Here is a 26,741-nt window from a genome sequence, read left to right on the forward strand (position 1 = left end):
AAACGGGGCGGAAACGGCGGGGGCGGGCGGATTCGCCTTCCGCCTCCATATTCGTCCCGGCCGCGGCCGCATTTCGTCGGCGAACCGGCCAGACCCGGCTGGCGTTCCGGTGGACCCCGGCATCATCCGATCGGTTGATGCGGCCGCGCGCCGGACGCGTTCTCGCAGTTCAGCGGGGGTGCCGCGGGCCGCCGGGGCGGTCCGGCCCGGGCCGTCCGCGGCCGCCGTGACCAAAAAGTATCCCGCTGTTGCCCGAACGGAATCCGAACCCCGGGCGACGGGTCGGCCGATCCGGCCGCACCCCGTCCGACCTGCGGCTATTCACCCGGGGGCGGTCGACTTCCCCGGTCCGGCGGGGCCACTGGGCATTCCGGGAGGGGTGGGGCCGCGTTTTCGGCACTTCCCTCGCGCAACGATCTATGCCATTTTACATGTCACACATCAGATGGTCGGCGCCCTCAGGTCGACCGCCTCAACCGCTCGGAGCCCCCACCGTGCGTCATATCCGCATATCGATGGCCCAGTTGGGTCGGGTGTTCGCCCTGGCGTTCGCACTCGTCCTCACCATCGGCTTGTTCTCCCCGCAGGGCAGCGCGTTCGCCGCCGCCCCCACCGCGTCCGGCACCGGCGCCTCCGACGGGTCGTCCACCGACCCGGCCGCGCACCCCGTGCCGAAGTCGCCCGACGAGCCCGCGGACAGCCGTCCGACCCCGGGTGCCGAGCGGACCGGCGGCACCAGCGCCGCGCCGCAGAAGGCCACCCCGAGCGCCCCGACCGTCAAGAGCGCCAAGAAGTTCGGCGCGCTGGCCGCCGACGCGAACGGCTGCGACACCTCGCTGTTCGGCTCGACCACCGGCACCGCCCTGGTCAACACGGTGAAGTCGGCCTCCCTCGACTGCGTGGGCAAGCTCTACAACATCACCGGCACCGACGCGAAGAACACCTTCGCCGAGCCGCAGATGGTCACCGTGGCCAACGCCCTGCGCACCGCCTCGGCGAACTACGACGGCACCAACTCGGCCTCCGTCGCCCAGCTGGTCACCTTCCTGCGGGCCGGCTACTACGTCCAGTGGTACAACGCCGACACCGTCGGCGCCTACGGCAGCTCGCTGCAGAGCGCGGTCCGCGGCGCCCTGGACGCGTTCTACGCCGCCCCGCACGCCAAGGACGTCACCGAGGCCAACGGCCAGATCCTCTCCGAGGCCGTCATCCTGATCGACTCCGCCCAGGAGAACGCCCGCTACACCGGCGTGGTCAAGGACCTGCTGGACCGCTACACCTCCGGCTGGACCGGCGGCATGTGGTCGGCCGTCAACAACACCAAGCTGGTCCTGGAGAACGGCCTCGGCGACGACGCGTTCAACGCCGCCCTGGTCGCCGACCCGGCCGTCGGCACCTCCATCGCCTCCTTCGTCAAGCGCAACAGCTCGATGATCACCGGCGGCGACCTGGCCACCAACCTCGGCATCGACCTCGGCTCGTTCCTCCAGCAGCCGGTGCTGCAGGCCCAGGCCCGCCCGCTGGTCAAGGACCTGGTCAACGCCTTCCCGCTGGTCGGCGCCACCGGCCCGCTCACCATGAACCTCGCCTGGTTCACGGAGAAGAAGGACGAGGGGCACTGCTCCTACTACGGCCTGTGCGACCTGCCGACCCGGCTGGCCCCGCTGGTCCTGACCGTCGACCGCGTCTGCAGCCCGACCCTGCACATCCGCGCCCAGGCCCTCAGCACCACCGAGCTGGACAGCACCTGCTCCAGCCTGGCCAACGAGGACGCCCTCTTCCACAGCGTGGTCAAGGACAACGGCCCGGTCGCCGACGACGTCAACACCGCCCTGGAGGTCGTGGTCTACGACTCCTCCTACGACTACCGCCTGTACGCCTGGTCGATGTTCGACATCGACGTCGACAACGGCGGCATGTACCTGGAGGGCACCCCCAGCAAGGCCGGCAACCAGGCCCGCTTCATCGCCCACGAGGCGGAGTGGCTGCGCCCGGCGTTCTCGATCTGGAACCTCAACCACGAGTACGCGCACTACCTCGACGGCCGCTTCGACTTCTACGGCGACTACGAGGCCGGCCAGACCAACCCCAACATCTGGTGGATCGAGGGCTTCGCCGAGTACATGTCCTACACCTACCGGGACGTCCGCTACGACGACGCGATCGCCCAGGCGGCCAAGGGCACGTACAAGCTGAGCACCCTGTTCGACACCACGTACGAGAACACCGACTCCACCCGTACGTACAACTGGGGCTACCTGGCCACCCGCTACATGCTGCAGTCCCACCCGCAGGACGTCGCCGCCTACCTCGGCAAGACCCGCACCGGCGACTACACCGGCGCCCGCGCCGTCATCACCGGCATCGGCACCTCGTACGACGCCGACTTCGCCAAGTACCTGACGGCCTGCGGCGCCGGCGACTGCGGCACCCTGCAGCCCGCTGCCCCGCTCTGCACCAACCAGGACACCCGCTGGTACGAGCAGAACTGCCGCCGCGACGGCGTCGCCGCCACCACCGGCAACTACAGCTACAACTTCCTGAACCTGCCGGCCGGCGTGAAGCAGCTGACCATCACCACCAGCGGCGGCACCGGCAACGCGGACCTGTACTGGAACGCGTCCAACTGGGCCACCACCGGCGCCTCCACCGCCAAGTCGACCAACACCGGCAACGGCGAGACGCTGACCATCACCAACCCGCCCGCGGGCTGGGTGTACTTCAGCCTGTACGCGCAGGACGGCTTCTCCGGAGTCACCGTCACCACGCAGTACTGACCGTCCCCGTGACGACGGCGAGGCCCGCGGATCCCCGGATCCGCGGGCCTCGCCCGCGTTCGGGGCCGGAACGGTCAACGGGAGGCCGTTCCCGAAGGGGTGAACCCGCGCGGCGACGGCGGCGCGTCCGGCCCGGGGCCCGCGCGCGTTCCACGGAAATTCCGCAGGCGGGCCCCGGGAGGCCGTTCCGGAGGGCCCGGCGCGGGCGCTACCGTGGGCACAGCGGATCGGCGTGTTGACGTTCTGCCAGGTCAGAGGCGATTTTCATCTGACGGGCGATCGGCGGCCGAGGTAGGGCGGGTGGGACTCGAACCCACGACCAAGGGATTATGAGTCCCCTGCTCTAACCGGCTGAGCTACCGCCCCCCGACTCGACCCGCCGGGGCCGACGAAGCGGTCCTGGCAGCAGCAGACGGCCCCTCAGGGCCGCCCCCGGCAGCATAGCCGGTCGATCACCCGTGGTGCGCGCCGGGGGCGCATCCGGGTACGCACGGCCCGCGGCCCGTCCGCAGCCCGTCCGCGCCCCGTCCGCGCCCCGGACGACGCCCCGCGCGGCTCCCCCGGACGGCTCACCGGGCGGGGACGGGAGGCGCCGGTGGCGGGGGGCCGGTCGGCGGGTGACGCTGGAGCGTCGGGTTGGCGCGAGCGGGAGCGGGTGGCCGGGGATGAAGCGGTCCGTGGGTGCGGCGGCGTGGACGGCGGTACTGGTGCTGGCGGCGACCGGCTGCGGCTCCTCCGGCGCCCCGGAGGGCGCCGCCGGCGGCCCGGCGGACACCTCGGCCCCGGCCACCCGCTCGACGGGCGCCCCGACCGCCTCCCCGGCCGCCTCCGCCGCCGCGTCCGGCTGGAGCCGGGCGCGGCTGCTGGCCGCGATCGACAAGCACAGGGGGACGACCCGCACCGCCCGGCCGACCGAGTCCGCCGGCCGGGTCGGCGCGCTCTTCGCGCACGGCACCGACGGCGACCACTTCTGCACCGCCAGCGTGGTCGACAGCCCCGGCCGGAACCTGGTCCTGACCGCCGCGCACTGCCTGGTCGAACCCCGGACCGGCCGGACCCACGACGACCTGGTGTTCGTCCCCGGCTACCGGGACGGCGACACCCCGTCCGGGGTCTGGCCGATCGACCGGGTCACCGTCGACCCGAGCTGGCGGCACGGCGGCAACGAGGACATGGACGTGGCCTTCGCGACCGTCGGACCGCAGGACGGGCGGCAGGTGCAGGACGTACTGGACGGCAACCGGCTCGGCACCGACCTGGGCCCCACCCTGCCGGTGCGGGTCACCGGCTACCCGAGCAGCTCCGAACAGCCGATCACCTGCGTCAACACCACCACCGGGCAGAGCCCCACCCAGCTGCGGATCGACTGCCCCGACTACACCGGCGGCACCAGCGGCAGCCCCTGGGTCACCGGCTTCGACCCGGGGACCCGCACCGGCACCGTGGTCGGCGTGATCGGCGGCTACCAGGAGGGCGGCGACACCGCCGACACCTCCTACAGCAGTTACTTCGGCGAACAGGTGCGGGCGCTCTACCAGCAGGCCGCCGACGGCTCGTGAGCGCGCGCCGGGGCCGCCGCCCGAGGCCCGCCGGGAGGTCCGCCCGGAGCTCCACCGGAACGTCCGCCGGGGCTTTGCCCGGAGACGGTTGCCCGGCCCGCGCGGGCCCTGGTAGATCTTGCAGCGACCACCGCCCGGGCCCCGGGCGGGCCGCCGAGCGGAAGCGAGCGACGGTGCCGCGCACCTCCCCCCGTCCCGGCCCGCGGCCGGCCGCCGCCGGCGCGCTGGCGCTGCTGCTGGCCGCCGCCGTGGCGGGCTGCGGCTCCTCCGCCGACCGGCCGCCGACCGGCGGTCACCCGGCGGGCGGCGGCCCGGCGGCCTCCGCCCGGCCCGCCCCGTCCGGCCCGGCGTCCGACCGGATCGGCGCGCTGTTCGTCGACGGCCCCGACGGCGCCCGGGCCTGCACCGCGGGCGTGGTGCACAGCCCCGGCCGGAACCTGCTGATCACCGCCGCCCACTGCGCGGCCCCCGGCGGCGTCCCGCTGGACGGCCTGGTGTTCGCCCCCGGCTACCGGGACGGCCTCACCCCGCACGGGACGTGGCCGGTCGCCGGCATCACCGTCGACCCGGCCTGGACCGACGACCAGGACGAGGACCGGGACGTCGCCTTCCTCACCGTCGGCCCGCTCGACGGCCGGCAGGTCGAGGACGCGGTGGGCGCCGACGCGCTCGCGGCCGGTCTCGGCCCCGGGCTGGAGGTCACCGTCACCGGCTACCCCAACGCCGACGACGCCCCGATCACCTGCCGGGCCCGCGCCGCCGCGTACGGACCGGCCCAGCAGCGCTTCGACTGCGCCGGGTTCACCAACGGCACCAGCGGCAGCCCGTGGATCACCGGCGCGGGCCAGGTGGTCGGGGTGATAGGCGGCTACCAGGAGGGCGGCGACACCGCCGACACCTCCTACAGCGTGCTCTTCGACGCGCACGTCACCGAGCTGTACCGGCGGGCCACCGCCGGCTGAGGCGCGCAGGTCCCGGGCGCGGGGCCGGGCGCCGTAGGGCGGTTCCCGGGAAACACGAAGGCCCCCCGGTGGGCCGGAGGGCCTTCGCTCTGTACCGATCACCGAGACTTCCGGTGAAGCTCCCCCAATTGGACTCGAACCAATAACCTGCCGATTAACAGTCGGCTGCTCTGCCAATTGAGCTATGGGGGACCGCGCTCCTCCAATTGGACTCGAACCAATAACCTGCCGATTAACAGTCGGCTGCTCTGCCAATTGAGCTATGGAGGATCGTGCTTCCGCTGCGACCGCCCGGTCTCCGGATCGCTCCGGGGCCACGCTGCTCGCTGCGGGACATACATTAGCGCACTCAGGGGGGTGTTCCGCCAATCGCTTTCCCCGGCCGCCTCCCCCACCGGCGGCCGGGCCCGCCCGCCGGTCCGGTCCGGCGCGCCCCGCGCGCGCCCCGGGGCGCGGACGGGGATGCTGGTGCACGGCGGCCCGGTGGCCGGGAACCGCCGCCGGAAGGGTGGTTCGCCACCCGGCCGGACGGGTAGACGCGGCACACAATCGCGCGGCGACGAAGGGTGGAACCCAGGCATGTGGAAGGTGTCGTTGATCGTGGGCCTCGGGATCGGGTACGTCCTCGGTACCCGGGCCGGACGCGAGCGGTACGAGCAGCTGGCCGGCGCGGCCCGGCAGGTGCGGGACAACCCGCGGGTGCAGGACGCCGCGGAGAAGGCCAGGCAGCAGGCGGGCGCGGTCGCCGGGAAGGCCGCCGGCGCGGTCGCCGACAAGGTCGGCGAGAAGCTGCCGAACGCGCTGACCGAGCGCGTCCCGTACTTCGCCCGGCAGCACGGCGAGGACGACGGCTGGGGCACCGTCCGCCCCTGAACCGCCGCCACTGGCCGCCGCAATCCGCCGCACGCCCGCTGAGCTGCGGCGGAGGGTCGCCGGACGGGGTGGTTCCGGTACCGACTGGGCAACACTTGCGGCAGTCGGGCCCGCCCCGGCCGCCGACTGCGGCATGATCTCGGCATGGCCATCGTCGCGGGCATCGACAGCTCCACCACTCGCACCCGGATCGTCGCGTGCGACGCCGACACCGGCGCCGTGCTCCGGCAGGGCCGGGCACCCCACCCGCTGCCCGAGGGCGACGAGGGCCGGAGCACCGAGGTCGACCCGCAGACCTGGCTGCACTCGCTCGGCGACGCCGCCGCCGGGGGCCTGCTGGAGGGCGTCCGGGCGATCGGCGTCTCGGCCCAGCAGCACGGCCTGATCGGGCTGGACGCCGGCGGCGTGCTGGTGCGGCCCGCACTGCTCTGGAACGACCCCCGCTCGGCCGGCTCGGCCGCCGCGCTGCTGGACGCGCTGGGCGGGCCGCACCCCTGGGTGGAGGCGATCGGCGCCGTCCCCGGCCCCACCTACACCATCGCCAAACTGCGCTGGCTGGCCGAGTTCGAGCCGGCCTCGGCGCAGCGGATCGCCGAGGTGCTGCTGCCGCACGACTGGCTGGTCTCCCAGCTGCTCGGCGGGCCGAAGCGGCGCACCACCGACCGCGGCGACGCCTCCGGCACCGGCTACTGGTCGCCGGTCACCGGCGAGTACCGGCAGGACCTGGTCAAGCTGGCGCTCGGCCACGAGCTGGGCGTCCCGCACGTGCTCGGCCCGGCCGAGCCCGCCGGGCACACCCCCGAGGGGCTGCTGATCTCGGCCGGCACCGGGGAGAACATGGCGGCCTCGCTCGGCCTCGGCCTGGGCCTGGGCGACGCCGTGGTGTCGCTGGGCGGCAACGGGACGATCTTCGCGGTGCACGACCGGGCCGTGGTCGACCCGTCCGGCCTGGTCTCCTCGTTCGCCGACGCCACCGGCCGGCACCTGCCGATGGTCGCCACCCTGAACGCGGCGCAGGTGCTGCGCTCCACCGCGGCGCTGCTCGGCACCGACCTGGCGGGCCTGTCCGAGCTGGCGCTGCAGTCCTCGCCCGGCGCGTACGGCATGGTCTTCCTGCCCTACCTGGACGGCGAGCGGACCCCGAAGCTGCCGCACGCGGCGGGCACCCTGACCGGGCTGCGGGCCGAGTCGATGGCGCCGCAGCACGTGGCGCGGGCCGCCGTCGAGGGCATGCTGTGCAACCTGGCCGAGGCGCTGGACGTGCTGCGCGGGCACGGCGTGGCGGTGAACCGGGTGTTCCTGCTGGGGACGGCCGGACGGCTGCCCGCGGTGCGGGAGATCGCGCCGCAGCTGTTCGGGCTGCCCGTGGCGGTGCCCCCGCCGGGCGACCACGCGGCGCGCGGCGCGGCCCGGCAGGCCGCCTGGGCGCTCGCCGGGACGCCCGAACCCCCGCACTGGGAGCTGCCCGACCTGACCGTGCTCGCCCCCGACCAGGAGCACGACCTGGCGGTCGGCAGCGCGGTGCGCCAGCAGTTCGCGGCGCTGCGCGAGCAGTACCACCCGGAGACCGCCGGCTGACCCGCCCCCCCGCCGGCGGGCTCCTCCCGGCTCGGTGTGCGGGGGGTCCGGGCCGGTGCCACGGTGGAGGTCCCACGAGTGGAGGGACGTTCGCCATGGCGTTGCACAAGGGGCAGGGCAGGGGCGAGGACGAGCGCCGGCTGCCGGTCAGCCCGCTGCACGTGCTGACCGATCCGCTGGGCTCGATGCAGCTGGCCCCGCCGCTGCACCGGCTGCCCCGGGTGCCGATCCCGCCGCCGGTCGCGTACCAGCTGATCCACGACGAGCTGATGCTGGACGGCAACGCCCGGCTCAACCTGGCGACCTTCGTCACCACCCAGATGGACGAGCACGCGGACCGGCTGATGGCCGAGTGCCGCGACAAGAACATGATCGACAAGGACGAGTACCCGCAGACCGCCGAGCTGGAGCGACGCTGCGTGGCGATCCTCGCCGACCTCTGGCACGCGCCCGACCCGGCGGCCGCGGTGGGCTGCTCGACCACCGGCTCCAGCGAGGCGTGCATGCTCGCCGGGATGGCGCTGAAACGGCGCTGGACGGCCCGCAACGCCGACCGGTACGCGGCCGGGGCGCGGCCGAACCTGGTGATGGGCGTCAACGTGCAGGTCTGCTGGGAGAAGTTCTGCAACTTCTGGGAGGTCGAGGCGCGGCTCGTCCCGATGGAGGGCGAGCGCTTCCACCTGAGCGCCGAGGAGGCCGTCGCGCGCTGCGACGAGAACACCATCGGCGTGGTCGGCATCCTGGGCTCCACCTTCGACGGCTCGTACGAGCCGATCGCCGAGATCTGCGCCGCCCTGGACGCCTTCCAGGAACGCACCGGCCTGGACGTGCCGGTGCACGTGGACGGGGCGTCCGGCGGCATGGTGGCGCCGTTCCTCGACCCCGAGCTGAAGTGGGACTTCCGGCTGCCCCGGGTCGCCTCGATCAACGCCAGCGGCCACAAGTACGGCCTGGTGTACCCCGGCGTCGGCTGGGCGCTGTGGCGGGACGGCGAGGCGCTGCCCGAGGAGCTGGTCTTCAAGGTCAACTACCTGGGCGGCGAGATGCCGACCTTCGCGCTGAACTTCTCCCGGCCCGGAGCGGAGGTCGTCGCCCAGTACTACGCGTTCCTGCGGCTCGGCTTCGGCGGCTACCACGCGATCCAGCAGGCCTGCCGGGACGTCGCCGAGTACCTGGCGGCGGAGATCGCGAAGTGCGGACCGTTCCGGCTGATCACCAAGGGCGACCAGCTGCCGGTGTTCGCGTTCACCACCGTGGACGGCTGCCCGTTCGACGTCTTCGACGTGTCGCGGCGGCTGCGCGAACGCGGCTGGCAGGTGCCCGCGTACACCTTCCCGGAGGGGCGGACCGACCTGGCGGTACTGCGGGTGGTCTGCCGCAACGGGTTCTCCCGGGACCTCGCCGACCTGCTGCTGGCCGACCTGCGGCGGCTGCTCCCCGAGCTGGAGCGCCAGCCCGCGCCGCTCAGCGAGCTGGGGATGCCGCAGCGCAGCGGGTTCCACCACTGAGCGGCCGTCGCCGCGGCTGCCGGGCCCGGGCGCTCCGGTCGTCCTAGATGATTGATGCGAAGGGCTTGCTGGCGCGCATGAGATGAAGCGAGGGAGTCCAAAGGTCGGTTGTGACGCCTGACCTGGACTCCCTCGCGACCGCACTCTACGTGAAGACCGACGACCTGCTGAAGCAATCGCCGCATCTGGCACCCTGGCGGCCCGCGGTCGGCCTCAAGCCCCGGCTCACGGACGCCGAACTGGTCACCCTCGCGGTGATGCAGGCCCTGCTCGGCTTCACCTCCGAACGCCGCTGGCTCCGCCACGCCTCGTCCCACCTGCGGCACCTGTTCCCCTACCTGCCCGGGCAGTCCGGCTACAACCGGCGGCTGCGCAAGGCCGCCGACCTCATCGCCCACGTCAACCGCCTGCTCGCGAGGGACACCTCGCTGTGGAGCGACAGCGTGTGGGTCGTGGACTCCACACCGGTGGAGTGCGGCCGCTCCCGGGAGACCGCCAAGCGCTCCGACCTGGCCGGATGGGCCGAGTACGGCTACTGCGCCAGCCACTCCCGATACTTCTGGGGCCTTCGCCCGCACCTGGTGTGCACCCTGCACGGCCTGCCCGTCGCCTTCGCCCTCACCGGAGCCAAGGCCGACGAACGCCAGACCCTGCTCGGCATGCTCCACGCCGAACCCGACCTCGTCCGCACCCTCCCGGGCCAGACCCTCATCGCCGACCGGCACTACTACGGCGCCGCATTCGAGCGCGAACTGGCCGAATGGGGACTCCACCTGCTGCGGCCGGCCCGCAAGGGCGAGCCCCCACGGGCCGGATCCAGCCTGTTCAAGCCACTGCGACAGGTCATCGAGTCCGTCAACCAGACCTTCAAGGCCCAACTCGACCTCGAACGCCACCAGGGCCGCACCCCGACCGGGGTGACAGTCCGCGTCCTGCAACGCATCCTCGCCCTGACCACCGCGATCTGGCACAACGACCGCACCGGCCAACCCGTCATGCGCTCGCTGACCGCCTACGACCACTAACCCTTCGCATCAATCATCTAGTCGAGGTAGCCGCGGAGCTGGTCGGCGAAGGCGTGGTCGCGCAGCTTGCCGAGGGTCTTCGCCTCGATCTGCCGGATCCGCTCCCGGGTCACCCCGAACAGGTGGCCGATCTCCTCCAGGGTGCGGGGGCGGCCGTCGTCCAGGCCGTAGCGGAGCTGGACCACCTGGCGCTCGCGCTCGCCGAGGGTGGCCAGCACCGCCTCCAGGTGCTCGCGCAGCAGCAGGAACGCCGCGCTCTCCGGCGGCGAGGCGGCGTCGGCGTCCTCGATCAGGTCGCCGAGCGCGACGTCGTCCTCCTCGCCGACCGGGGTGTGCAGCGAGACCGGCTCCTGGGCCAGCTTCAGCACCTCCCGGACCCGCTCCGGCGGCAGCTGCAGCACCGCGCCCACCTCGGCGGCGGTCGGCTCGACGCCGCGCTCCTGCAGCAGCCCGCGCTGCACCCGCAGCACCCGGTTGATCAGCTCCACCACGTGCACCGGCACCCGGATGGTGCGGGCCTGGTCGGCGAGGGCCCGGCTCATCGCCTGGCGTATCCACCAGGTGGCGTAGGTGGAGAACTTGTAGCCGCGCGCGTAGTCGAACTTCTCCACCGCCCGGATCAGGCCGACGTTGCCCTCCTGGATCAGGTCGAGCAGGGTCAGGCCGCGCCCGACGTAGCGCTTGGCGACCGAGACGACCAGCCGCAGGTTCGCCTCGATCAGGCGCCGCTTGGCGATCCGGCCCAGCACCACCAGCCGGTCCAGGTCGCCGAGCAGCCGCTCGTCGGCGGGCCGGCGCTCGGCGGCGGGCGGGACGCGGTCCAGCGCCTCCTCCGCGAACAGGCCGGCCTCGATCGCGCGGGCCAGCTCCACCTCCTCGACGGCGGTCAGCAGCCGGACCCGGCCGATCTCGCGCAGGTACTGGCGCAGCAGGTCGGCGGCCGGGCCGGTGCCCTCGTCCAGCGCGGGTTCCGGCGGCTCGTCGGCCAGCTCCTCGGGGGTGGGCTCCTCGGCCGGCTCCTCGGTCGGTTCCGTGGCGGTCGGTTCCGTGGCGGTCGTGGCTTCGGTGGCCGGGGTTTCGACGGCCCGCGCGGGCCCGGGGTCGGCGGGGGCGGGCTGGGGCGGGATCGCGGCGTCCCGGGCTGGGGCGGTCTGGGGCGGGCGGGCGACGGAAAGCTCCACGGGCATCCCTCCAGGGGCCGCGCGCGGCCTGGGGGTTGGCCGCGCCACACCCCAGGGGATACCCAGCGTGGCGGGCCCGGGCACCTGCGAGCGGCCGCGAGCCGGTCGGACGGCACCCCCCGGCGGGCCGGGTGCCGCGCGGGCGGGTCTGCCAGGTGGCGAGGTCCGCCGTGCGAGCGGGTCTGCCGTGCGAGCGGTCGGGGCCGCGGGCGGGTCAGAGCGCGGCGGCGCCCCGGGAGCGGAGCTGCTGGCCGTACTGCTGCAGGGCCCAGAGCTCGCTCTGCACCGGGTGCTGCTGCTCGGCGGTGGCCCGGTCGCCGAGCCGGCGCAGGTGGGCGCGGACCTCGTCGATCCGGCGGTCCACGGCCTGCAGGCGGAGCTTCACCAGGAACTCCCCCGCGTACACCTGGTCGGCCTTGCGGCGGGTGCGGATCGGCTCGACGGTCAGCTCGGTGACCAGGCCGCGCACCTGGTCGTCCGGACTGGCCTCGCGGACGGCGGAGGTGAAGTCGGGCAGGCTCGCGCCGTACGCGGTGCCGCCGGCCTGGCCGATGGCGCGGCGGACGGCCCGGTACGGCGGGGTGGGGAACTCGTCCTCGCCGTACTGGTCGAAGGCCGGGCTGACCAGGTCCGGGTGCTGGAGGGCGAGCTTGAGCAGCTCGCGCTCGACGAACTGGGCCGGGTCGCGCGGGTTGAGCCGGAACGCCGGCCGCTCGGGGCGGGCCGGCTGCGGGGCGGCCTCGGGGCGGCGCAGCGTGCGCTGCTGGCCGTTCTGCTGGTTCTCGCGCTGCCAGCGGGCGAGCTGGGCGATCCGGTTGACCACGAAGCGCTCGTCCAGGATGCCGACCATGCCGGCCAGCTGGACGGCGTACTCGTGCTGGATCGAGCGGTCCTTGATCTTGACGATGATCCCGGCGGCCTCCTCCAGCGCGGCGGCGCGGCCCTCCGCGGTGTCCACCCGGTGCCGGGCGACGGCCGAGCGGAGCGCGAACTCGAACAGCGGGACGGGGTTGTCCACCAGGGTGCGGACCGCCTCGTCGCCCTGGGCCAGGCGCAGCTCGCACGGGTCCATGCCGCCCGGGGTGATGGCGATGGAGGTGCGGGCGGCGAACTTCTGGTCGTCCTCGAAGGCGCGCAGGGCGGCCTTCTGGCCGGCCGCGTCGCCGTCGAAGGTGAAGACCGTCTCGCCGCGGTAGGTGGAGGTGTCCATCAGCAGTCGGCGGATGATCTTGATGTGGTCCTCGCCGAAGGCGGTGCCGCAGGTGGCCACCGCCGTGGTGACGCCCGCCAGGTGGCAGGCCATCACGTCGGTGTAGCCCTCGACCACCACCGCCCGGCCGGACTTGGCGATCTCCTTGCGGGCCAGGTCGATGCCGTACAGGACGTTCGACTTCTTGTAGATCGGCGTCTCGGGGGTGTTCAGGTACTTCGGGCCGTTGTCGTCCTCGCGCAGCCGGCGCGCGCCGAAGCCGACCACGTCGCCCGAGCTGTCCCGGATCGGCCAGACCAGCCGTCCCCGGAAGCGGTCGATCAGGCCGCCGCGCTGGCCCTGCGAGGCCAGGCCGCCGACCGAGATCTCCTTGTCGGTGAAGCCCCGACCGCGCAGGAAGCGCACCAGGTGCTCCCAGCCGACCGGCGCGTAGCCCACCCCGAAGTGCTTGGCGGCGGCCTCGTCGAAGCCCCGCTCGGCCAGGAAGCGGCGGCCGATCTCCGCCTCCGGCGTGGCCAGTTGCTCCTGGAACCAGGCGGCGGCCACCTTGTGCGCCTCGACCAGCCTGGTCCGCTCGCCCTGCTGGTGGCGCGGGCTGTAGCCGCCCTCCTCGTAGCGCAGCGTGATGCCCGCCTGGGCGGCCATCCGCTCGACCGCCTCCGCGAACGAGCAGTGCTCGATCTTCATCAGGAAGGTGATCGTGTCGCCCGACTCGCCGCAGCCGAAGCAGTGGAACACGCCCTTGCCCGGGTGGACGTAGAAGGACGCCGACTTCTCGTCGTGGAACGGGCAGACGCCCTTGAGCTGCGCACCGCCGCCCGCCGCCAGCTGCACGTAGTCGCCGACCACGGCGTCGATCGGCAGTGCGGCACGCACCGCCTGCACATCCTCGTCCCTGATCCGACCGGCCACCGGGAAAGTCTACGGGAGTGGGTCTGACACTCCGGGGCCCGTCGCCCCGGGGCCCTCGCTCCGGGGCTGCCGCCGGGCCGGCCGCCGGGCCCGGTTCCGGGTCAGGGGACCAGCCTGGCGTGCAGGGCGAGCGCGGAGGCGTCGGTGAGGGTGGCGATCTGGTCGATCACGGTGCGCAGCGCGGCCCGGTCGTCCTCCGCCTCCTCGTACTGGGCGGCGAACACCGGGTCCAGCTGGTGCGGGGCGTCGTTCAGCAGCACCTCGGCCAGCTCGGCGATCACCACCCGCTGGCGGGAGCGGAGTTGGGCCTGCTCGTCGCGCTGCATCACGTACCGGACGGCGACCGCCTTGAGCACCGCGCACTCCACCCGGACGCCGCGCGGGACGACCAGCTCGGCGGCGTACCTGGTGAGCGGGCCGGGGCCGTAGCGGGCCCGGGTGGCCTGCTCGGCGGCCAGGCAGAAGCGGCCGATCAGCTGGCTGGTGAGGTCCTTCAGCCCGGCCCGGGCGCGGGCGGTGCCGTCGTAGCCGGCCGGCCACCAGTCCTGGGCCCGCAGCCGGTCCAGCGCCTCGGCGAACTCCGCCTCCCCGGCGTCGGCGAACCGCTCGGCGATCTTGAACAGCTCGGCGCGCTCCTCCGCGGACCGCAGCGCGGCCGGATCGATGTGGCCGGCCTGCAGGCCGTCCTCCACGTCGTGGGTGGAGTACGCGACGTCGTCGGACCAGTCCATCACGGTGGCCTCGAAGCACTTGCGGCCGTCCGGCGCGCCGCTGCGCAGCCAGCGGAACACCGGCAGGTCGTCCCCGTAGACGCCGTACTTGGTGGAGCCGGGGTCGGCGGGGTGCCGCCCGCGCGCCCACGGGTACTTGGTCGCGGCGTCCAGCGCGGCACGGGTCAGGTTCAGGCCGACGCTGCGGCCGGGCCACGGGGCCAGCCGGACCGCGGGCTCGTCCGGCGGGGCGAAGCGCTTGGGCTCCAGCCGGGTCAGGATGCGCAGCGACTGCGCGTTGCCCTCGAAGCCGCCGCAGGCCGCGGCGGCCTGGTCGAGCGCCTCCTCGCCGGTGTGGCCGAACGGCGGGTGGCCGATGTCGTGGGCCAGGCAGGCGGTCTCCACCAGATCCGGATCGCAGCCGAGCGCCGCCCCCAGCTCCCGGCCGACCTGCGCGCACTCCAGCGAGTGCGTCAGCCTGGTCCGCGGGAAGTCGCTGCGCATCGGCGCGACCACCTGGGTCGTCCCCGCCAGCCGGCGCAGCGCGGCGGAGTGCAGCACCCGGGCGCGGTCCCGTTGGAAGGCGGTGCGGCCGGGCCGCTTGTCGGGCTCGGGCACCCAGCGTGCCTCGGACTGCGGATCATACGGAGCGGTGTTCTTCATATGCCAGTCACCGTACGCCGGATGACGGACATTCGACCCTGCGCCGCGCGAACGGGAAGTGGCGGGACGGCGGTCACCCGGGCCGATGATGCAGAGAATTCTCTGCAGAGATCTCTATGCAGAGATCTCTCTGCACCGTACGCTGGGCCCATGACCGAGCACCGCCCCGAAGACCCCGCCGCCACCACCACCGCCACCCCGACTGCCCCGATCGCCGAGGGCTCGGAGAGCCGGGCGGGGGGCTCCGCACCGGGCCGCCGGCTGGACGCCGGTTCGCTGCGCGGGCTGGCCCACCCGCTGCGGATGCGGCTGCTGGACGAGCTGCGGCGGAACGGCCCGGCGACCTCCGCCCGGCTCTCCGAGCGCACCGGCGAGTCCACCGGCACCATCAGCTGGCACCTGCGGAACCTCGCCGAGCACGGCTTCATCGAGGAGGAGCCCGGCCGCGGCACCAAGCGGGAACGCTGGTGGCGCGCCGTGCCCGGGGCCATCACCCTCACCGCCACCGACTTCGACCGGGATCCGGCCGCCCGAACCGCGCTCTCCGTCTACCAGGCCGAGAACCTGCGCCGGCAGTACCAGCGGGTCGCCGACTCGCTGGCCGCCGACTGGCAGGGCGAGTGGCGCGGCACCGGCTCCGTCTCCGACTGGGGCAACCTGCGGCTGACCCCCGCCCAGCTCCAGGCCCTGATCGACGAGCTGGCCGCCGTGGTCGCCCGCCACACCCCCGACCCGGACGCCGCGCCCGACCCGGCGGCGCGACCGGTCGTCGTCCAGATCCAGGCACTGCCCCGAAAGGACCCCGACCGGCCATGACCGCCTCCGTCCCCGCCGCCGCCCCCGTTGTTCCCGCTCCCGTTGTTCCCGCCGCCGTTGTTCCCGCCGCCTCGCCTCCGGGGCTGCTGCGGCGGCACCGCGACTTCCGGATGCTGTGGATCGGCGAGACCGCCAACAAGTACGGCTCCGCGGTCACCGGGCTGGCCCTGCCGCTGATCGCGGTCGGCACCCTGCACGCGAGCACCCTCCAGGTCGGCCTGCTCGGCGCCGCGGGCTGGCTGCCCTGGCTGCTGATCGGCCTGCCCGCCGGGGTGTGGGTGGACCGGCTGCGCTGCCGCCCGATCATGCTCGCCGCGACCACCGCCTCGCTGCTGCTGTACGCCACCGTCCCGCTGGCCGCGCTCGCCGGGACGCTGACCCTCTGGCACCTGCTGGCCGTCGCGCTGCTCGCCGGGGGCGCCGGGGTGTTCTTCCAGACCGCGTACACCGCGTACCTGCCGCAGCTGCTGGCCCCCGCCGACCAGTCCGAGGGCAACGCCAAGCTGCACGGCAGCGCCTCGGCCGCGGGCATCGCCGGGCTGGGCAGCGGCGGCCTGATCGCCCAACTGGCCGGGCCGGTCAACGGACTGCTGGCCAACACCGCGACCTTCCTGCTCTCGCTCTGGTGCACCGCCCGGATCGGCCACCGCGAACCCGCCCGCACCGGACGGCCCCGCCGGGCGCTGCGCCGCGAGGTCGGCGAGGGACTGCAACTGCTCGCCTCGGACGTCTGGTTCCGCACCTTCGCGCTGTTCGGCGCCGCGTCCAACCTGGTACTGACCGGCTACCAGTCGCTGCTGGTGGTCTTCCTGATCCGCGAGGTCGGCGTCGGCGAGGGGACCGTCGGCCTGCTGGTCGCGCTGGCCTCCACCGGCGGCATCGTCGGCGCGGCCGTCGCCCGCCGGATCGCCGCCCGGCTCGGCAGCTCGCGGGCGATGCTGGTGCTGGAGCTCGCCCTGCCCGCGCTGACCGTGCTCATCCCGCTGACCGGCCGCGGCGCCGGGCTGGCCTGGTACCTGGTCGGCGGGTTCGGCGCCTCCTGCGGCGTCGTCGCCGGCAACGTCATCAAGGCGACCTTCCAGCAGCGCTACTGCCCGCCGGAACTGCTCGGCCGGCTCTCCGCCAGCGGCGCAGTGCTCAACTTCGGCTCGATCCCGCTCGGCGCGCTGCTGGCCGGCCTCCTCGGCACCGAACTCGGCGTGCGACCCGCGATGTGGCTGATGACCGCCGGCGTCCCGCTGGCCGCGCTGGTCCTCTGGTGCTCCCCGCTACGCCGCGTCCGCGACCTGCCCACCGAACGCCGCGCGCCGGTCCGCGAGAAGGGCTCCCGGCGGTGCCGGTCGACGCGGCGTGACACGGCCGGCGGGGCCGTCCTGGGTGCACGGGGCAGGGGCGGGACGGGACAGGACGGGACGGGGCGGGTGGGCAGGAGGGGGTGGCAGGCCGTGTCCGTCCGGGTCGTCAGCCGGCCAGGCGGACGGTGCGGGTGACGCAGGACTGGTAGCGCTCCAGGACCAACCGGGCCAGCGCGGGGTGGTCGCCGAGCGGGGCGGAGGTCAGTGCGCCGCCGGCCGCGGCCGCCAGGCGGGCGAAGTCGCCCGGCGCGGTCAAGTACGAGGCGACGGCGACCCTCGGGTGGCCCTCGGCGGTGAGTTCGGCGACCCGCGCGGCCACGCTCGGCCCGCTCCCCGCCACGTACCCCGGGCGGACGGTCGCACCCAGCCGGTCCGCCAGCAGCGCGGCCTGGGCCTCGGCGTCCCGGGCGGCGTCCTGGTCGCGGGAGCCGGAGGCGGCGAGGACCACCGGCTCGCCCCGCCAGCCGGCCGCCAGCAGCCGGTCGGCCAGTGCCTCGGTGAGCAGCGGGTCCGGCCCGAGCGGCGGGGCGCACTCCCCCACCAGGTGCGGTGCGGCGGACAACACCCCGGGGATGTCCACCTTGCTGTGGTAGCCGCGGCCGAGCAGCAGCGGCACCAGGACCACCCGCCCGCTCAGCCCGTCCAGGACCTCCGGCAGCAGCGGGTCGTTCAGCCCGAGGTGCCCGAGCCGGATGTCCAGCTCCGGCCGGGCCCGCCGCAACCGGGCTTGCAGCCGGGCGAGTTCGGCGGCCGCCGCCGGATCGTGCGAACCGTGCGCCACCAGCACCAGAGCCGGACGGCGAGCCGCGTGCAGCACCCGCAACGGGGCGAGGCGGCCGGAGAACGAAGCGGTGGTGGTCATACCACCACCATGCCGGACCCCTGTTTCGCTCCGGTTGCCCGCCGGTCACGGGTGCTTTCCCCCGCACTCACCCGCCCGCCCCACCGACGTGAGCGGGCCACCGCGACCCGGCGGCGGTGGCCCGCCGGTAGCCATGGCGCGCCGCCGGTAGCCGTGGCGCGCGAACAGCCGTGATCCAGACCGGCAGGCGTGGCGCGCGGGCCTGGACCGGCGGCACTGCCCGGGCCGGCGCTCAGTCGGCGGTGGGGTCACCCGCCTGCCGCGGGACGCGGGGGTGGCGCGTCTCCCCGACGGGCCGCCCGTGCTGGGCCCGGGGGAGGGCAGGGGCGGCGGGGACGGCAGGGGCGGCGGGGACGGCCGGCACGGCGGCCGGCCACGGCGCGGCGGTGCCGGTGTCCGGCTCCCAGCCGTTGCCGTACAGCGCGCCCTCGACTCCGGGACGGACCGTCTCCCCGTACTCCTGGAGCAGCATCAGCGCCTCGCGGTGGGCCAGCGGGTCACCGGCGTCGGCGGCCCGGCGGTACCACTCCACGGCGCGTTCGGGCCGGCGCCGTTCGGCGAGCATCCGGGCCGCCGCGAGCAGCGCGTCCCGGTCGCCTCCGGTGGCGGCCCGCTCGTACCAGGTCAGCGCGTCGTCGATCCGGCCCCGGCTCTCCAGCATCTCGGCCGCCTCCCGGACGGCCGGTGCGTCGCCCGTGTCGGCGAGCCGCTGCACCCAGGCGATGGCCCGGTCGCCGGTGGTCGCGCCGGAGAGCATCCGGGACGCCTCGCGCAGCCGGTGCGGCTCCGGGCGGTCGGCGGAGTTCAGCAGCAGCCCCGCCTCGAAGAAGCGGCCGGCCTCCTTGAGCAGTTCCACCGCCTCGCCCACCGTGGCGGCGGCCCCGGGACGCTGGTCGGCGGGGACGGCCGCCGCCGCGCCCGGTGCGGCCGGGACCGTTGGGGCCGGGACCGTTGGGGCCGGGACCGTTGGGGCCGGGGCTGGTGCGGCCGGGCTCGGGACCAGGACCGGCGCCTCGGCCGGGGCGGAACGCGGCGCGGGGACGACGGCTGCCAGCGGCGCGAGGTGCGGGGCGGTCTGGAGGACGGTCGGGGCGGTGGCGGGCAGAACGGGCCACCCGGTCGCCGCCGCGGCGGCGGCCCGCTGCCAGTCGGCGGACTCCCGGGCCCGGCCCAGTTCGCCCTGCAGCCGGGCGAGTTCGCGCATCGCGTAGACGTCGCCCCGGGCGGCGGCGCGTTCGTACCAGTGGACGGCTCGGGTGCGGTCGCCGTGCCGCTCCAGCAGGTCGGCGGCCTGGAACAGGGCGGTCTCGCTGCCCGCTTCGGCCGCCTTCCGGTACCAGTCCAGCGCCCCGGCCACGTCGTCGGCCCGCTCGCACCGCTCGGCGCGGTCGCGCAGCACCTGCGGGTCGCCGATGTGCGCGTACCAGGGCAGGTTGCCGTACTGGCCGTGCCGGGCGAGCAGGGCCGCGGCCTCGTGCCAGGCGTTCTCGTCGCCGGACGCCGCCGCGCGCTCGTACCAGGCGGCGGCCTCGTCGATCCGGCCGACGGCCTCCAATGCCCGGGCCGCCTCGTGGACGCCGACCGCGCCGCCCCGGGCCCAGGCCCGTTCCCACCAGGTGACCGCCTCGTCGATCCGGCCGGCCTCGGCGCAGAGCCTGGCGCAGTCGACGGCCGCCTCGGGGTGGCCGTCGGCCGCCGCCCGTTCGAACCAGCCCAACGCCTCCGCTCCGCGCCCGAGTTCGGCGAGCAGCCGACCGGCCCGGTGGCGGGCGGTGGAGTGGCCGGCCCGGGCGGCCTCCTCGAAGCGGTGCAGCGCCGGGGCGATCTCGCCGTAGCGGCCGAGCAGTTCGGCGCCCCGGCAGTGGGCGTCGGTGTCCCCGGCCCGGGCGGCCCGGTCGTACCAGTCGACGGCCTGCTCGAACCGGCCGTCCCGCTCCAGCAGTTCGGCCGCCCGCAGCGCGGCTTCCGGTACGTCCCGGTCGGCTGCCGCGCCGTACCAGTCGGCGGCCTCGGCGGTGCGGCCCGCCTCGGCCAGCAGCGCGGCGCCGACCGACAACGCGGAGGGGTCCCCCGCCTCGGCGGCGGAGGCGCACAGGCCGACCGCGATCCGGGTGAGCCCCCGGGTCGCCGCCGACCGCGCCAGGGCGGACCGGTCGGCCGGATGGGCGTACCTGGCCAGGCCCTCCCACAGCCCGGCCGGGATCGTGCGCCCCTCCCGCTCCGGCCCCAACTGCCGCACCAGGGCCTCGGGGAGCCACACCTCGGGACCGCACCCCGCCCGGGCCGCCTCCGCGCCCTGCCGAGCCGCCGCCCCGCGGGACGGCTCCGCACCGCGGAGCACCTCCCCGCCGCGGAGCGCCTCCCCGGCCCGGGGCGGCCCAGCAGTCGGGAGCGCCTCCGCCGTCCCGGGCGGCACGATGCCGCGCGGCGCGCGACCCGCCGCACCCCGGCCGTCCGCGCCCCGGCCGTCCGTGAGACGACCGTCCGTGAGACGACCGCCCGTGAAGCGGCCGTCCGCGGTCGGCCGTTCAGCGGGCCGACGGCCGTCGGGTCGCCGGACATCAGGAGCGCGCCCGTGCCCGGGACGGCCTTGCGCAGGTAGGCCAGGCCGTCGGCGACCCAGCCGGGCCGGAGGGCGCTGCGCTCGCGGGAGGTCAGGTAGTGCGGGGCGGAGGCCGCGAGCAGTGCCGCCGGCAGGACCGGGCGGTGACCGAGGCGCACCGCGTCCATCGCCGCGTCGACGACGGCCCGGGCGGCGGGCGGCGCCGCGCGGTAGCGGTTCACCAGCCGGGTCCCGACCGGCCCGGGGCCGCCGGCCGCCGCCCGGTGGGCCAACGCGCCCGCTCCGGCGGTCGCCGCCGGCCGGGCCCGACGCACCGCGCCGTCCGCTCCCCGGAGGACCACCGCCCGCCGTCCGGACAGGCACTGCGCGGCGGCGGCCGACTCGGGTCCTTCGCCGTCCGGTCGCGGTCGGACGGCGGGGTGGGCCCGGAGCCGGTCGGACTCCAGCAGGGCGGACCAGTAGGCGGCCGGCCGCACCGGTTGTCCGGCGACACGGGCCAACTCCCCGGCCACGAGGGCGAGTCGGTCCGCCTCGCGGGGCACCGAGCGGCCGGACAGCCAGCCGTACAGGGTGGACGGACCGATGCCAGCGAGCCTGGCCAGGCGTTTCTGGGTGACCGTCCGGCCGCCGACCCGGCGGGCCTCGTCCCAGAGCAGCAGGAGTTCGCGCAGCACGGCGGAGTGGGCCGCGCGGCCCCTCACCTGCACGTCTGTTGTCATGCCAGCTCCCGGCCGGACTCGGACCGGATCTTGGAATCCGCTCCCCTGCGTGCAGGGTACGCACTCCCGTACTCCCGCGTATCGACTTCTCCGCTAATCCCATTCCGGATCGGCAGTCCTGCCCCCGCGGAGGGCCGCCAGCTGGTATGGCGCCGCCGCGACGCTCCCCCGGCGGGCGGCTGCCCCCGCATCGGCTCTCACAGTCGGCACCGGGCGCCGCTGAGACCGAAGTTCCGGCGGTGAAACAGGGCGGCACCGGTCGGGAAACACCCTCCGAACATGCTCGGTGCCACGACAGCGACCGGGTCGCGGGCCACCGACGGACCGCCCCGGTCGAGGCCCCCGGCGGGACCGGAGGCGCACTGCGCCCCGACCGGACCGCCGGTGGCCCGGTCGGCGCCCGGTCAGCCCGCCAGCTCCGACGCCCACCATCCGGAGCACGACCTCGGAGGGACTTCCCGATGACCACCGCCAAGCCCACGCTGCTCCTGGTCGGCTACGGCATGGTCGGCCACCGCTTCCTGGAAGCCCTGGTCGACACCGGCGCAGCCGACCGCTACCGGGTCGTCGTCCTCGCCGAGGAGCCCCGGCCCGCCTACGACCGGGTCGGCCTGACCTCCTACTTCTCCGGCCGGAGCGCGGACGACCTGCTGCTCGCCGAGGCGGGCTTCACCGACCGGCACGGGTTCGAGGTGCACCTCTCCTCCCCCGCCGTCTCACTCGACCCGGCGGCCCGGACCGTCACCACGGCCGCCGGGCGCACTCTTCGGTACGACACCCTGGTGCTGGCCACCGGCTCCTCCCCCTTCGTCCCGCCGGTGGACGGCCGGGAGGCCGAGGGCTGCTTCGTCTACCGCACCATCGAGGACCTGCAGGCGATCGAGACCCACGCGGCCGGGGCCCGGGTCGGCGCGGTGGTCGGCGGCGGGCTGCTGGGGCTGGAGGCGGCCGGCGCGCTGCGGGGCCTCGGCCTGGAGACCCACGTGGTGGAGTTCGCGCCGCGGCTGATGCCCGTCCAGGTCGACGAGGCGGGCGGCGCCGCACTGCGCCGGACCATCGAGTCGATGGGCGTGGTCGTGCACACCGGCATCGGCACCAAGGCGATCACCGTTGCCGAGGGGCGCGCGGTCGGCATGTCCTTCACCGACGACTCGACGCTGGCGACCGACCTGGTGGTGTTCTCCGCCGGCGTCCGGCCCCGCGACCGACTGGCCCGCGAGGCCGGCCTGACGGTCGGCGAGCGCGGCGGCATCGCGATCGACGCGCACTGCCGCACCTCCGACCCGCGCGTCTTCGCCATCGGCGAGTGCGCCCTCACGGTGGACGGCCGGGTCTACGGCCTGGTCGCCCCCGGCTACGAGATGGCCGTCTCGGTGGCCAGGCAGCTCGCCGAGCAGGCCGCCCGGCCGTTCACCGGCGCGGACCTCTCGACCAAGCTCAAGCTGCTCGGCGTCGACGTGGCCAGCTTCGGCGACGCCTTCGGCAGCACGCCCGGCTCGCTCGACGTGGTCTACTCCGACTCCCGCTCCGGCGTCTACAAGAAGCTGGTGGTCAACGCCGAGGGGGCGCTGCTCGGCGGCATCCTGGTCGGCGACGCCTCGGCCTACGCCACCCTCCGCCCGCTGGCGGGGACCGGGCGGCCGCTGCCCGTACCGGCCGAGTCGCTGGTGCTGCCGGCCGGCGCGGACACCGCGGTCTCGCTGGGCGGTTCCGCGCTGCCCGACGACGCGGTGGTCTGCAACTGCAACAGCGTGACCAAGGGCGCGATCCGGGCGGCCGTCACCGACCACGAGTGCACCACCGTGCCCGAGGTGAAGAAGCGCACCCGGGCGGGCACCGACTGCGGCTCCTGCGTGAAGCTGCTCGGCACGATCGTCGCGGACGAGCTGGAGGCGAGCGGGGTCGAGGTGGACCGGGGCCTGTGCCCGTGCTTCGCCCACACCCGCGCCGAGCTCTACGAGATCGTCCTGGTCAAGCGGATCCCGACGCACCGGCAGCTGCTCGCCGAACACGGCCGGGTGCCGGAGGGTTCCGAGGGCTGCGAGGTCTGCAAGCCGACGGTCGCCTCGATCATCGCCTCGCTGGCGCCCGAACTGGGGGCCTCCGGGCACATCCTGGACGGCGAGCAGAGCGCTCTGCAGGACACCAACGACCACTTCCTGGCGAACCTGCAGAAGAACGGCTCCTACTCGGTGGTGCCGCGCATCCCCGGCGGCGAGATCACCCCGGACAAGCTGATCGTGATCGGCGAGGTGGCCAAGGAGTTCGGCCTCTACACCAAGATCACCGGCGGTCAGCGGATCGACCTGTTCGGCGCCAGCGTCGACCAGCTGCCGATGGTCTGGAGCCGGCTGGTCGCGGCGGGCTTCGAGTCCGGCCACGCGTACGGCAAGTCGCTGCGCACCGTGAAGTCCTGCGTCGGCTCCACCTGGTGCCGCTACGGCGTGCAGGACTCGGTCGCCATGGCGATCCGGCTGGAGCTGCGCTACCGGGGCCTGCGCTCGCCGCACAAGCTCAAGTCCGCGGTCTCCGGCTGCGCCCGCGAGTGCGCCGAGGCCCGCGGCAAGGACTTCGGCGTCATCGCCACCAGCAACGGCTGGAACCTGTACGTCGGCGGCAACGGCGGCGCCGCGCCCCGGCACGCCGACCTGCTCGCCCAGGACCTGGACGACGAGCAGCTGGTCCGCCTGATCGACCGGTTCCTGATGTTCTACATCCGCACCGCCGACCGGCTGGAGCGCACCTCCACCTGGCTGGAGCGGATCGAGGGCGGGCTGGACCACGTCCGCGAGGTGGTGGTCCGGGACTCGCTGGGCATCGCCGACGAGCTGGAGCGGCTGATGGCCCGGCACATCGGCGACTACCAGGACGAGTGGGCGGCGACCCTGGCCGATCCCGAGCGGATGCGCCGGTTCGTCTCCTTCGTCAACGCCCCCGGGGTGCCCGACCCGAGCATCCGTTTCGTGCCCGAGCGCGACCAGGTCAAGCCCGACCTGGTGCTGCTGGCCACCGCGGACCAACTGCTCGCCGACCTCGGCCCCGACAACGCCCCGCGCCCGACCGGCCGCATCCTGGAGGAAGCCCGATGACCGCCACCGCCTCTGCCACCGCCTCTACCCCCCGGGTCGAACTGCTCTCCACCGCCGGCTGGTCCCCGGTCTGCGAGTGGGAGCTGCTGGTCCCCGGCCGCGGCGTCGCCGCCCTGCTGCCGGACGGCCGCCAGGTCGCCGTGTTCCGCGACAGCAACGACCGCCTCTACGCCGCCGACAACCGCGACCCGTTCACCGGCGCGTACGTCCTCTCCCGGGGCCTGCTCGGCTCCACCGCGGACGGCCGGGTCTACGTGGCCTCGCCGCTGCTCAAGCAGCGCTTCGACCTGGCCACCGGGGAGTGCCTGGACGACGAGGACGTCCGGATCACCGTCCACGCGGCCCGCGCCGCCTGATCGGCCCCGGCCCTGGCCCGGCCGGACCGCTCCGGGCCCGCCCCGACCGGTCTCGCCCCGTCGTCCCGCCGGCGGGGGCGGAGTCAGCTCCGCTGCCGGAGCGCGGACAGGACGGCGGTGGCCATGCCCTGCTGGCCCTGGGCGTTCGGGTGGATCGGCGCCAAGCCCTTGCCGGCGTCGAGGGGCTCTATCCAGCGGGTCCCCTCGGCCTCGCACATGTCGTGGCCGGTGGAGGAGGAGTAGGTGTCGACGAACGCCACCCCGGCGGCCTCGGCACGTTGCCGGAGCATGCCGTTCAGCTGCCGCTCCTGCTCCGCGACGAAGCCGATGTCGGCGTCCGCGATCCCGTCGCCCAGGGTCTCGGCGCAGCGCCCCGGGTCCTGCGGCAGCAGGGCCGGGTATCCGACGAGCAGCACCTCGGCCTGCGGGGCCCGCCGTTTGATCTCGCCGAGGACCGCGGTCAGCCGCTCGGCGGTGGTCGTCATCTTCCGCTGGACCTCGCCGCTCCCGGCGCCGGTCGTGTAGTACGTCCGGCAGGGTGCGGCGTCGCCCTTGCCGATCAGGCTGTGCCGGAGGTTCTCGACCGCGCAGCGGCCCAGGACGTCCATGAAGCCGGCGTCGTTGCCGCCGATCCCGAGCGTCACCAGCCGGGTCGCCGCACTGACGGCGTCCAACTGCGGCGGGTTGGTCCCGTCCTCGGTCCGCTGGGCCGCCGTCAGGTCTCCGGTGCGCGCGCCGCTGCAGCTGACGTCGGTGAAGTCCTTGAGGTCGAGCCGCTGGGCCACCAGCGACGGGTAGTTGGCCCCCGAGCGGCCGCAGCCCTGCGGGGTGCCGCCCTGGGGCGGGATCCGCAGGCCCGAGGTGTAGGAGTCCCCCAGGGCCACGTAGGGCCCGGTGACCGGGGTCGGCGAGGGCGAGGTGGTCGGCGAGGCGCGGTCGGGCTTCGGCGCGGGGGCGGTGCCCCCGGCGCCGCACCCGGCCGCGCCGATCAGGGCGGCCCCGGCCAGGGCCGCCGCGAGGGCGACCGGCAGGCGGCGGCGCACCTACTCGGCGCCGCGCTCGTGCTCGGCCAGGAACTCCTCGAACCTCCGGCCGAGCTCGTCGGCCGAGGGGAGGTCGTTGGCCTCGGCGAGCAGGCTCTCCCGGTCGACGACGCCGGAGACCGCGTCGTACTGGCCCTCCATGCCCTGGATCGCCGCGCGCAGTTCGCCGTCGCCCTGGGAGAGCTGGTCCTCGATCTCGGCGTAGACCTCGTTGACCCGGGCGCGCAGCTCGCTGCCGGGCAGGACCAGGCCGGTCGCGGACTGGGCGGCCTCCAGGATCGCCACCGCGGCGGCCGGGTAGGACGATCGCGCGATGTAGTGCGGGACGTGGGCTGCGAAACCCAGCACGTCGTGCCCCGCCTCCAGGAGCCGGAACTCGACCAGTGCCTGGGCACTGCCGGGCACCTGGGCCTGGTCGAACCACTTCGGGTGGCCGGGCGCCAGGTCGATCCGGTTGCCGTGCGGGGTGAGGCCGACCGGACGGGTGTGCGGGACGCCCATCGGGATGCCGTGGAAGGAGAGCGCGAGGCGGATCTCGAACCGCTCCACCAGGTCGGCGATGGCCGCCGCGAACAGCTCCCACTCGGTGTCCGGCTCGGGGCCGGTGAGCACCAGGAAGGGCGCGCCCACCGCGTCGCGCGCCAACTGGAGCAGGATCTCCGGCGGGTCGTAGTCCGTCCAGCTCTCGCGGTCGAAGGTCATCGCGGGACGGCGCGCCCGGTAGTCGACCAGCCGGTCGTGGTCGAACCTGGCCACCACCTGCGGGGTTCCCTGCTCCAGCAGGTGGGCAACGACTTGACCGCCCGCCTCGCCCGCGTCCATGAACCCCTCGAAGTGGTAGAGCAGCACCAGGCCGGTGCCGGCCTCGGCCGCGGCGCGGGCCGCCGCCAGGGCGGTCACGCCCTGCGGTTCCAGCTCGTACAGCTCCTTGGGATCACGCACGGCGCACCCATCCCCGTTCCGTCTCGTCGTCTCGGAAT

At 74.8% G+C, this 26,741-nt stretch carries 18 protein-coding genes and 3 tRNA genes; 11 read left to right on the forward strand and 10 right to left on the reverse strand.

The window, feature by feature from the left end:
- Window positions 1-515: 515 nt before the first annotated feature.
- Window positions 516-2,777 carry a M9 family metallopeptidase gene (locus tag KSE_RS12270; RefSeq protein ID WP_033259357.1) on the forward strand — a complete coding sequence of 754 codons (2,262 nt, stop codon included), beginning with the start codon at window positions 516-518 and terminating at the stop codon, window positions 2,775-2,777.
- Window positions 2,778-3,069: 292 nt separating this feature from the next.
- On the opposite strand, the gene KSE_RS12275 is transcribed toward KSE_RS12270, so the two are convergent.
- Window positions 3,070-3,143 (reverse strand) — tRNA-Ile (locus tag KSE_RS12275).
- A 299-nt stretch (window positions 3,144-3,442) separates the two neighbouring features.
- On the opposite strand from KSE_RS12275, the gene KSE_RS12280 reads away from it, so the two are divergent.
- Together KSE_RS12280 and KSE_RS12285 are read left to right on the forward strand one after the other, a co-directional pair.
- Window positions 3,443-4,336, forward strand: a complete 894-nt coding sequence (locus KSE_RS12280) for a trypsin-like serine peptidase (protein WP_106973203.1) — start codon at window positions 3,443-3,445, stop codon at window positions 4,334-4,336.
- A gap of 173 nt (window positions 4,337-4,509) precedes the next feature.
- Window positions 4,510-5,298, forward strand: a complete 789-nt coding sequence (locus KSE_RS12285; protein ID WP_014135637.1) for a trypsin-like serine peptidase — start codon at window positions 4,510-4,512, stop codon at window positions 5,296-5,298.
- A gap of 119 nt (window positions 5,299-5,417) precedes the next feature.
- Here the strand turns inward: KSE_RS12285 and KSE_RS12290 are convergent.
- A tRNA-Asn gene (locus KSE_RS12290) sits at window positions 5,418-5,490 on the reverse strand.
- Window positions 5,491-5,495: 5 nt separating this feature from the next.
- Window positions 5,496-5,568: transfer RNA gene (locus KSE_RS12295), tRNA-Asn, on the reverse strand.
- 309 nt (window positions 5,569-5,877) lie between these two features.
- Between KSE_RS12295 and KSE_RS12300 the strand changes: the two genes are divergently transcribed.
- The 4 genes from KSE_RS12300 to KSE_RS12315 all read left to right on the forward strand — a co-directional run bounded on the left by KSE_RS12300 (window position 5,878) and on the right by KSE_RS12315 (window position 10,282).
- On the forward strand, window positions 5,878-6,171 hold the full coding sequence (locus KSE_RS12300) for a hypothetical protein (protein WP_014135638.1): 294 nt from the start codon (window positions 5,878-5,880) through the stop codon (window positions 6,169-6,171).
- Window positions 6,172-6,315: 144 nt separating this feature from the next.
- Window positions 6,316-7,749 (forward strand): FGGY family carbohydrate kinase, encoded by a 1,434-nt coding sequence (locus tag KSE_RS12305; protein ID WP_014135639.1) that lies wholly within the window; start codon window positions 6,316-6,318, stop codon window positions 7,747-7,749.
- Between the two features lie 95 nt (window positions 7,750-7,844).
- The gene (locus tag KSE_RS12310) at window positions 7,845-9,257 is read left to right on the forward strand and encodes a glutamate decarboxylase (RefSeq protein ID WP_014135640.1); all 1,413 of its coding nucleotides are present in this window, start codon (window positions 7,845-7,847) and stop codon (window positions 9,255-9,257) included.
- Between the two features lie 110 nt (window positions 9,258-9,367).
- Window positions 9,368-10,282, forward strand: coding sequence for an IS982 family transposase (locus tag KSE_RS12315; RefSeq protein ID WP_014135641.1), 915 nt, complete (start codon window positions 9,368-9,370; stop codon window positions 10,280-10,282).
- A gap of 17 nt (window positions 10,283-10,299) precedes the next feature.
- Here the strand turns inward: KSE_RS12315 and KSE_RS12320 are convergent, their stop codons facing one another.
- The 3 genes from KSE_RS12320 to KSE_RS12330 form a co-directional block, all read right to left on the reverse strand.
- Window positions 10,300-11,469, reverse strand: a complete 1,170-nt coding sequence (locus KSE_RS12320) for an RNA polymerase sigma factor (protein ID WP_014135642.1) — start codon at window positions 11,467-11,469, stop codon at window positions 10,300-10,302.
- Window positions 11,470-11,677: 208 nt separating this feature from the next.
- Window positions 11,678-13,585 carry a DNA primase gene (gene dnaG, locus KSE_RS12325; protein ID WP_014135643.1) on the reverse strand — a complete coding sequence of 636 codons (1,908 nt, stop codon included), beginning with the start codon at window positions 13,583-13,585 and terminating at the stop codon, window positions 11,678-11,680.
- 101 nt (window positions 13,586-13,686) lie between these two features.
- The gene (locus KSE_RS12330) at window positions 13,687-14,958 is read right to left on the reverse strand and encodes a deoxyguanosinetriphosphate triphosphohydrolase (RefSeq protein ID WP_014135644.1); all 1,272 of its coding nucleotides are present in this window, start codon (window positions 14,956-14,958) and stop codon (window positions 13,687-13,689) included.
- A 150-nt stretch (window positions 14,959-15,108) separates the two neighbouring features.
- Here KSE_RS12330 and KSE_RS12335 point away from each other — a divergent pair, with 150 nt between their 5' ends.
- Both KSE_RS12335 and KSE_RS12340 read left to right on the forward strand, forming a co-directional pair.
- Complete coding sequence (locus KSE_RS12335) at window positions 15,109-15,774, forward strand: ArsR/SmtB family transcription factor (protein ID WP_014135645.1); 666 nt, start codon at window positions 15,109-15,111, stop codon at window positions 15,772-15,774.
- Window positions 15,771-17,264, forward strand: a complete 1,494-nt coding sequence (locus KSE_RS12340) for an MFS transporter (RefSeq protein ID WP_014135646.1) — start codon at window positions 15,771-15,773, stop codon at window positions 17,262-17,264. The genes KSE_RS12335 and KSE_RS12340 overlap by 4 nt, the downstream gene beginning before the upstream one ends.
- Here the strand turns inward: KSE_RS12340 and KSE_RS12345 are convergent.
- Both KSE_RS12345 and KSE_RS12350 read right to left on the reverse strand, forming a co-directional pair.
- Window positions 17,236-17,991 (reverse strand): sirohydrochlorin chelatase, encoded by a 756-nt coding sequence (locus KSE_RS12345; RefSeq protein ID WP_014135647.1) that lies wholly within the window; start codon window positions 17,989-17,991, stop codon window positions 17,236-17,238. The genes KSE_RS12340 and KSE_RS12345 overlap by 29 nt on opposite strands.
- 232 nt (window positions 17,992-18,223) lie before the next feature.
- Window positions 18,224-20,251 (reverse strand): tetratricopeptide repeat protein, encoded by a 2,028-nt coding sequence (locus tag KSE_RS12350; RefSeq protein ID WP_014135648.1) that lies wholly within the window; start codon window positions 20,249-20,251, stop codon window positions 18,224-18,226.
- Between the two features lie 1,483 nt (window positions 20,252-21,734).
- On the opposite strand from KSE_RS12350, the gene nirB reads away from it, so the two are divergent.
- A complete protein-coding gene (gene nirB / locus KSE_RS12355) occupies window positions 21,735-24,362 on the forward strand; it encodes a nitrite reductase large subunit NirB (RefSeq protein WP_014135649.1) in 2,628 nt (875 codons plus the stop codon).
- Window positions 24,359-24,718, forward strand: a complete 360-nt coding sequence (gene nirD / locus KSE_RS12360; RefSeq protein ID WP_014135650.1) for a nitrite reductase small subunit NirD — start codon at window positions 24,359-24,361, stop codon at window positions 24,716-24,718. The genes nirB and nirD overlap by 4 nt, the downstream gene beginning before the upstream one ends.
- Window positions 24,719-24,801: 83 nt before the next feature.
- On the opposite strand, the gene KSE_RS12365 is transcribed toward nirD, so the two are convergent.
- Together KSE_RS12365 and KSE_RS12370 are read right to left on the reverse strand one after the other, a co-directional pair.
- Window positions 24,802-25,761: an SGNH/GDSL hydrolase family protein gene (locus tag KSE_RS12365; protein ID WP_014135651.1), complete on the reverse strand. Its 960-nt coding sequence runs from the start codon at window positions 25,759-25,761 to the stop codon at window positions 24,802-24,804.
- Window positions 25,762-26,703 (reverse strand): PAC2 family protein, encoded by a 942-nt coding sequence (locus KSE_RS12370; protein ID WP_014135652.1) that lies wholly within the window; start codon window positions 26,701-26,703, stop codon window positions 25,762-25,764.
- Between the last annotated feature and the right edge of the window lie 38 nt (window positions 26,704-26,741).

This window comes from Kitasatospora setae KM-6054 (assembly GCF_000269985.1).
Classification (GTDB): domain Bacteria; phylum Actinomycetota; class Actinomycetes; order Streptomycetales; family Streptomycetaceae; genus Kitasatospora; species Kitasatospora setae.